This is a genomic window from Rufibacter sp. XAAS-G3-1, assembly GCF_013623775.1.
GTDB lineage: Bacteria > Bacteroidota > Bacteroidia > Cytophagales > Hymenobacteraceae > Nibribacter.
Genome location: NZ_JABFAM010000012.1, coordinates 162,557 through 169,630, shown reverse-complemented (window position 1 = coordinate 169,630; position 7,074 = coordinate 162,557). Strand labels below are relative to the sequence as shown.

Genomic DNA, 7,074 nt, shown 5'->3' with positions numbered 1-7,074 from the left:
GGGAAGTGAGAGGTAAAGTTTGGTCGCTTTATCCTTCAACAAACCTGGATGGCTTCATAGTTTTATAATCGCAACTTGAGTTAACATAGCATTCCACACACCTATGTCATGAAATTTATAAACCCCTATATACATCCCAGCTCTATGTCTACCATCTTTTAAACCTCCACCCCACCTTTGCGGTAAACACTTCCAAAGAGTTTTCTTCTCACGAAATCCTTCCGCAAGAGGTGGCATACAGGAAAATCACGATTCTATTCTTCTTTTGGGGGCTGGTGGGCTGCACCAATCCGAACCTTAAGACCAGAGGAGTCCTCACCCAAAAGGCGATGGTGGTGTCGGCGCACCCGCTGGCTTCTGCGGTGGGCGCTGATATTCTGCGGCGCGGCGGAAATGCCGTGGATGCGGCCGTGGCGGTGCAGTTTGCGTTGGCCGTGGTCTACCCAGATGCCGGGAACATTGGCGGAGGCGGTTTCCTGGTGCTTCGGCAAAAAGACGGCACGCTCAACACCCTGGATTACCGCGAGAAAGCTCCAGCTAAAGCACACCGAGACATGTACCTGAACGGCCAGGGTGAAGTCATTGAAAACCTGAGCTACAAAGGGCATCTGGCACCGGGGGTTCCGGGTACGGTAGACGGCATGGTGCAGGCCCACGAGAAATATGGTCGGCTCCCCTGGCCGGTGTTGGTGCAACCCGCGGTGAACCTGGCTGCCACTGGCTTTCCGCTTACCAAAAAAGAGGCGAAAAAGCTGAACCAGCAACGAAAAGACTTTCTCCAATACAACACCGTCCGGCCCGACTTCATCTTGAAAGATCGATGGCGCACCGGCGATACCCTCCGGCTGCACGACCTGGCCCATACGCTGGAACGGATTCGGGACAAAGGCCGGGCTGGTTTTTACGAAGGCCGCACCGCAGACCTGCTCACCGCCGAGATGAAACGGGGCACCGGCATTATCACCCACCAAGATTTAGCGGCTTACCGCGCCGTCTGGCGAACCCCCATTACCGGGCAGGTGGGCGACTACCGCATCATCTCCATGCCTCCCCCCTCCAGCGGCGGCATCGCATTAATCCAACTCCTGACCATCTCCCAGGACTATCCTCTGAAAGAATGGGGCTGGAACACGGTCGCCACTTCGCACCTCATGGTGGAAGCCGAACGCCGCGTGTACGCCGACCGTTCCCGGCATTTCGGCGACGCCGATTATTACGAAGTTCCGGTAAAAGGGCTCCTAAACCCCACCTACATCAAGAGCCGCATGCAAGGCTACTCGCCTAAAAAAGCCACCTCCAGCAAGGCCGTCTCGCCGGGTACGCCTCCCCTGCCCGAAGGCCCCAACACCACCCACTACTCCGTGGTAGACGCCGAGGGAAATGCCGTTTCAGTGACCACCACCCTGAACAGCAGTTTCGGGAGCAAGGTGTTTGTGGGCGGGGCTGGTTTCCTGCTGAACAACGAAATGGACGACTTCAGCATCAAGCCCGGCTTTCCCAATAGCTACGGCCTGGTGGGCGAAGAAGCCAATGCCATCGCGCCCGGCAAACGCATGCTCAGTTCCATGACCCCCACCATTCTGGAGAAAGACGGAAAGCTGTTCATGGTGGTAGGGGCCATGGGCGGCTCCACCATCATTACCACCGTGTACCAAATCATCCAGAACGTAACCGTACACGGCCACACCATGCAAGGTGCTATCTCGGCGGGACGGTTCCACCACCAATGGAAACCCAACTGGATATTGTCTGAATGGGGCGCCCTGGGTTTCGGCACGGGTCTGGGGCTTTGGCTCAAAGGTCACAAAATCGCCCCTAAAACGGGAGGCATCGGCCGCGCGGCCGGAATTCTGGTCTTACCCAACGGCCAACTGGAAGGCGGTGCTGACCCTAGGGGAGATGATGCCGCGGCGGGGTTTTAGATAAGGATTAAGCAGTTATTTTATGTAAGGGCAATACCTGGTGGTTGCCCTAAACGGCAAGAAACGCAATAGAGCTTCTGTCAGCAGATTCTCCCCTTTGGCACAACCCAACACACATGGTTCACACGCATCTCGTCCCCCTTTGAAGGGGGTAGGGGGATGACAAGGGCGCTAGAAGTACCAAAATCCTGGCTTTAGAGGAGCAAATAAAGATTCTCTTAAGTGCCATTATCAGCACGAGAAATCATCCCCCTACCCCCTTCAAAGGGGGACGAGATGCGTACTAATGATGTAAAAAGGGCAACCACAAGGGATTGCCCCTACATTACATAACGGCGATTTAAAAATCTTACGCCACCTCTTTGGCACCCAGGTCATATGCTTCATGCTCAGGTTGCTTCAGCCGGAAGAACAGTCTGATGAAGGGAATGAGCATGAGGCCGGCCACCGCAAAGGCGATAAAGGAGGTTTTTAGGCTAAAAGCATGCGCCAGGTACCCAATCATGGGCGGCCCAATCAACATCCCCACAATCCCGAAGGTGGCAATGAGGGAAATGGCGATGCCTGGCGAATAGGTTTTGGAAGCTCCTGCCAGTGTATAGGTCATAGGAATCACGGAAGCCGTCCCAAACCCCACCAGGGAAAAACCAATCATGGCGGGCCAGAAAGTAGGGAACAGAATGGCCAAAGTGATGCCCGAGAAGATGAAGACGCCGCTCAGCATGTAGGTGGTGGCCATGCCTATTTTGTCAATGATGCTATCAGACACAAACCGGGAGAGCGCCATGAACGTCATAAACGTGAGGTAGCCCACCGTGAACACATCTTCTTTCACTACCTGCTGAAAATAAATACCGCTCCAATCAAACATGCCCCCTTCGCAGACAGCGGCGAAAAACACCAGCAGACCCAAATACAGAATATACGGGTCGGGCTTTTTGAAGGAGAGTTTATTACCGGAGGTAGATTGGTCGTTGCGCAAGAGGTACTGGAAAGAGAAAAGAGTGGTCAGCACACTAATCACCGACACCGTGAGCAGGTGCGGCACCATGGGCACATCCATCAAAATCAGTAAAGTGGTGAAGCCCACGCCCAGGATGCCGCCGGTGCTCCAGAGCCCGTGAAATGAGCCGTTTATTTTCTTATCAAACTGCTTTTGGAGGGTGATGGCTTGGGTGTTCACCGAGATATTGAAGATGCGCATGCTCAGCGAGAACAGAAACAAGACCAATGACAGCATGATCGGCGTTGCCGCAAACGCAATCAGGGACAAGGCCACGGAGTTCAGCAAAAAGCCCACGGACAGCGGAATTCTGGTCTCAAAGCGGGAAACCAACCAGCCAGACAAGGGCACGCCAATCAAGGAAGAAACGGGCATGGTGAGCAGAATAGTCCCCAACTGTGCCTCGTTAAGGTCTAAGGCTTGTTTGATGGTGGGAATTCTGGAGGCCCAACTGGAAAAGTTAAATCCGGAGAGGAAAAAGAAAACACTAAGGAATATCCTTTGCTTTTGTATTAACTGCATTGTACTAACGTGAGGGCGCAAAGATGTGCTATTTTATTTATGAGTAGGCATACACGCTCAGGTACGCCTATGCCTTCACATAAAAAAGTTATAAAACAAGGATACGGATTTAGGTGCCGGACGGGTATAAATCGGGTGGTTCATTCCGGACGGTGATGGTTTCAATGGGGCGCAGGGCGCGGGTGCTGTCCAGGAAAATGAAGGCATCATAGCGCTTGGGCATCACGGAGGGCACGTAATTGCCCAGGTGTTCCAGCTTAGGGTTATACACCACGCCAATGGCCCTATGCCCCACCGGTTTGTTCAACACCTTGTTATCCCGTATGTCCTTTGACAGGATGATCTTGTCGGTAGGGCTTAACTGGTGCAGAATCTGCTCCCAACTGCCTTGGGTGGCGGGTGGCACCGCCATGGTCTTGACGGGCGCGCCCCAGCTTCCGGCCGCAATCACGGTGCCCCGGTGCGATCCGAAACCCACGATAAAGACATTCTCCTCGCCGTATTCTTTGCGCACCAGTTGGCCCACGTTCACCTCGCCGCTGCTGGCCATGTCGGTGTAGCGGGCGTCGCCCACGTGGGTGTTGTGTTCCCAGATCACGGCTTTGGCATTGGGGCCGTGGAAGTCGAGGAGGCGTTTGAGGGTTTGTGCCATGTGGTGGTCGCGGATGTTCCAGGACTCGGTGTTGCTGCTCACGGCGGCGCGGTAATAGCGTTCCCCGTTCAGGGCCACCAGGGCGTTTTGCTCTGCCACAAACTGTGCCTCAGATGACCAGGTGTTTCCTGATGGATTCAGTTTCTGCATCTCTTTCCAGAGGCGGCTGGTCTGGGCGCGGCAATTGGCCGAGGCATACGCGACGGCCTGCGCGTATTCCATGGCATCTGCACTAAAGGGCTGAAAGCACTGGTGCACGCCGCGGGCGGCTTTAGCAAGATCAGGGTTGTTTTTGACGTAGGGCATGAGCTCGGTCATGGACTCCCAGAGGCAGTACACATCCAGGCCGTAGAAACCCACTTTCTCCGCGGCCGGTTTGCCTTGGTTGTAGCCGTTGAGCCAGGTCACCAGCGAGGCCACTTCATAGTTGCCCCACATCCAGGTGGGCCAGCGGTTGTATTGTTCCAGTAGGTTTACCGTAGCTGCACTATCTTTTCTGGGCCCTTTGATGAACTGGTTTACCCGATAGGAATCGGCCCACTCACCTTCCACGGCCATAAAGTCGAAGCCTTTTTCCTGCATGAGCCGTTTGGTGATGGCCGCGCGCCAGGTATAATATTCTGCCGTTCCGTGCGAAGCTTCGCCCAGCAACACTACCCGGGCGTCGCCAATCTCCTGCAGGAGAATATCTAAATCCTGTTCATTCCGGAGCGGGTAATTAGGGATGTTGAGCGTGACAGCCTTGTCTTTTCTTTGCGCTACGGGCTGCGTGGGGGCTGATTGCCCAGCGTTTTGCGGCGGGGCCTGTTTACAGCCTATTTGCAGAAAACAGAGTAAAAACAGAACCCTGTACTCCCGCACGTATCTTTTCCACTTGTTCATACCGCACCTCCGTTTCTAGTGGTTTTTCTGGTTTTTAGGGCTAAACTGGATTCACTAACTTGGCATTTGTAGGAGACTTCATCTTAACCCCTTTCCAATTGCTGCTGCGTTTCGGGGCTGTTTTTGGGAAAACGGCCCCGAAACGCAGCAGCGGGTATATTAGGTTAAAATCGCTCTTTCGGAGTTCCACTCCGGAGGCACGCTGCCGGGGAGTTCAACCCTCCTTTTTTGCCCCTGGTTCCCGGCGGAGTGGAACTCCGCAACAGGCAGGTTCGGGAGTGGAACTCCCAAACAGCAAGAGTTTTGCCCCTGCCGTTTCGGAACTGTTTTGGGGAAAACAGTTCCGAAACGGCAGGGGCAGAGACGCTCGTAGGAGCTGCGCACACTACGAGGTCTTTGGAGCAGGCGCTATTGCTGGGCGAAACAATAAAAAGCTGGCGCGAGACTCCCGTCTCGTGACCTGGGATGAAGCGAGTCTCCAGCCTCGCCAGAAACTACTCGCAGTTCTACATCAGGCTATCTGATAAAGCAGCCAGGGCCCCCTGGCTGCTTGCTTTCATCAGGTGGTTCTTGAATTACAGGGTTCCAGGGGTAGCGCCAGTGGTACCGGGTGCTTTGCCCAGATTATCGCTGGAGGGGCGGTAGTCATCGGTTCCGCTGTTGTTGGTGCCGCTTTGGCCTACCACGCCGGTTCCGTAGATGTCAGCAGAACCGCTGGCGGCAGACGTGCTGCCGTAGCCGCCGCTGATGCTTCCTCCTATTTCAGAACGGTTGTCAATGATGATGTTTTCTGAGCTGGCAAGGGCATTCTCGGGTCTCTCGCTGGTCATGTCTGGGCTGCTCCCATGTCCTCCCGGGGTACCGCTCAGGGTGCCGGTGGTATAATCGGCGGCTACCGGATACGTGGCGGGGCTGGAAGCGGATCTTTGCCGCGAGGTGGTACCATAGCCAGAACCTTTCTTGTGCTGCAGGAGGTAATACCCCACGGCCCCGGCCAGTGCGACGCCCGCCAACACCCCGAAGGTCTTGCCTTTTTTGCTTGAATCCTCGGGCAGCCAGCCACCGTTCACCTTGTTCCAGTTGGTCATCGGCTCGTACAAATTGCCTTGGAACGAACCCGAAGGCTTGTTCTTGAAATGGTTCTGGGCGATCATCTTCTGCATGTACTTATCAAACAGCAAGGCCGGTGACACCATGCGCTGGAACCGCATCATGCGGCTCATGTTGCCTACCGTTACCTGCTCCTGCGGCTTTTTGGTGAGGCGGTAAATGGCTTTGGCCACCCGTTTGGCCGGAATCACCGGGTTAGGGGCTTTAACCGCCTTGCCCATGTAGTTACCGGCGTGCTGGAAGATAGGCGTGTCAATGACGGAGGGCAGCACGCAGCACACATGGATGTCTTCTTCATCGGCGAGCTCCTGGGTGAGGCTGATGCTCATGCCCCGTACCGCAAACTTGCTCATGGTGTACGGGATGGAGAAGGGCTGCCCCACCAGTGCCGCCATGGATGAAACGTTGATGAGCGTCCCGTAGCCCTGCAAACGGAACTGCCGGATGGCGGCCCGGGCCCCGTAGATGTACCCGAACACATTGATTTCCATCAATTGGCGGATATCCTCGGTGGGGATTTCCTCAAAGTGCCCGAACAAGCCTACCGCGGCGTTGTTCACCCACACATCAAACCCACCAAACGTGGACTGGGCGTGGAAGGCCAGCGCATGGACATCCTCCTCTTTGGAAACATCCGTGGGGACGGCCACGGCACTTCCGCCCAGGCGGTTACACTCCTCTACCACTTCGTCTAAACCGGCCCCGAAACGGGCGGCCAACACCAACTCATACCCCTTGCGGGCAAACTCAAAAGCGGTGGCCCGCCCAATTCCGCTGGATGCTCCTGTGATGACTGCTATCATATGCGTATCTTTTTCAATTGGTTAACTCCTGCTAAAGGGTACGCCCCTCCTACCGTTTTGTTAACTGAGAATCCGGAATTAGGTATTTCCCGCAGAGGAAGAGGCGTTTATGGACTGTTTTAAAGAAAAGAGGTCAAAAAGGTAGAAACCTGGGTTTACAAACTCGGAAATCAATGGGCG

The 7,074-nt window shown here is 55.0% G+C and carries 4 protein-coding genes; 1 reads left to right on the top strand and 3 read right to left on the bottom strand.

Annotated features, from left to right (window positions below):
• Positions 1-329 precede the first annotated feature (329 nt).
• Positions 330-1,922 carry a gamma-glutamyltransferase gene (gene ggt, locus HHO50_RS15030; protein WP_181306929.1) on the top strand — a complete coding sequence of 531 codons (1,593 nt, stop codon included), beginning with the start codon at positions 330-332 and terminating at the stop codon, positions 1,920-1,922.
• Positions 1,923-2,271: 349 nt separating this feature from the next.
• Here ggt and HHO50_RS15025 read toward each other — a convergent pair whose 3' ends face one another.
• The 3 genes from HHO50_RS15025 to HHO50_RS15015 form a co-directional block, all read right to left on the bottom strand.
• Positions 2,272-3,447 carry an MFS transporter gene (locus tag HHO50_RS15025; protein ID WP_181306916.1) on the bottom strand — a complete coding sequence of 392 codons (1,176 nt, stop codon included), beginning with the start codon at positions 3,445-3,447 and terminating at the stop codon, positions 2,272-2,274.
• Between the two features lie 109 nt (positions 3,448-3,556).
• The gene (locus tag HHO50_RS15020) at positions 3,557-4,981 is read right to left on the bottom strand and encodes an erythromycin esterase family protein (protein ID WP_181306915.1); all 1,425 of its coding nucleotides are present in this window, start codon (positions 4,979-4,981) and stop codon (positions 3,557-3,559) included.
• A gap of 575 nt (positions 4,982-5,556) precedes the next feature.
• Positions 5,557-6,894: an SDR family oxidoreductase gene (locus tag HHO50_RS15015; RefSeq protein ID WP_181306914.1), complete on the bottom strand. Its 1,338-nt coding sequence runs from the start codon at positions 6,892-6,894 to the stop codon at positions 5,557-5,559.
• Positions 6,895-7,074: the final 180 nt, after the last annotated feature.

Bases quoted from the DNA above. Each gene is read 5' to 3' on its own strand.
- ggt (WP_181306929.1), top strand. From the start codon at position 330: ATGGTGGTGTCGGCGCACCCGCTGGCTTCTGCGGTGGGCGCTGATATT.
- HHO50_RS15025 (WP_181306916.1), bottom strand. From the start codon at position 3,447: ATGCAGTTAATACAAAAGCAAAGGATATTCCTTAGTGTTTTCTTTTTC.
- HHO50_RS15020 (WP_181306915.1), bottom strand. From the start codon at position 4,981: ATGAACAAGTGGAAAAGATACGTGCGGGAGTACAGGGTTCTGTTTTTA.
- HHO50_RS15015 (WP_181306914.1), bottom strand. From the start codon at position 6,894: ATGATAGCAGTCATCACAGGAGCATCCAGCGGAATTGGGCGGGCCACC.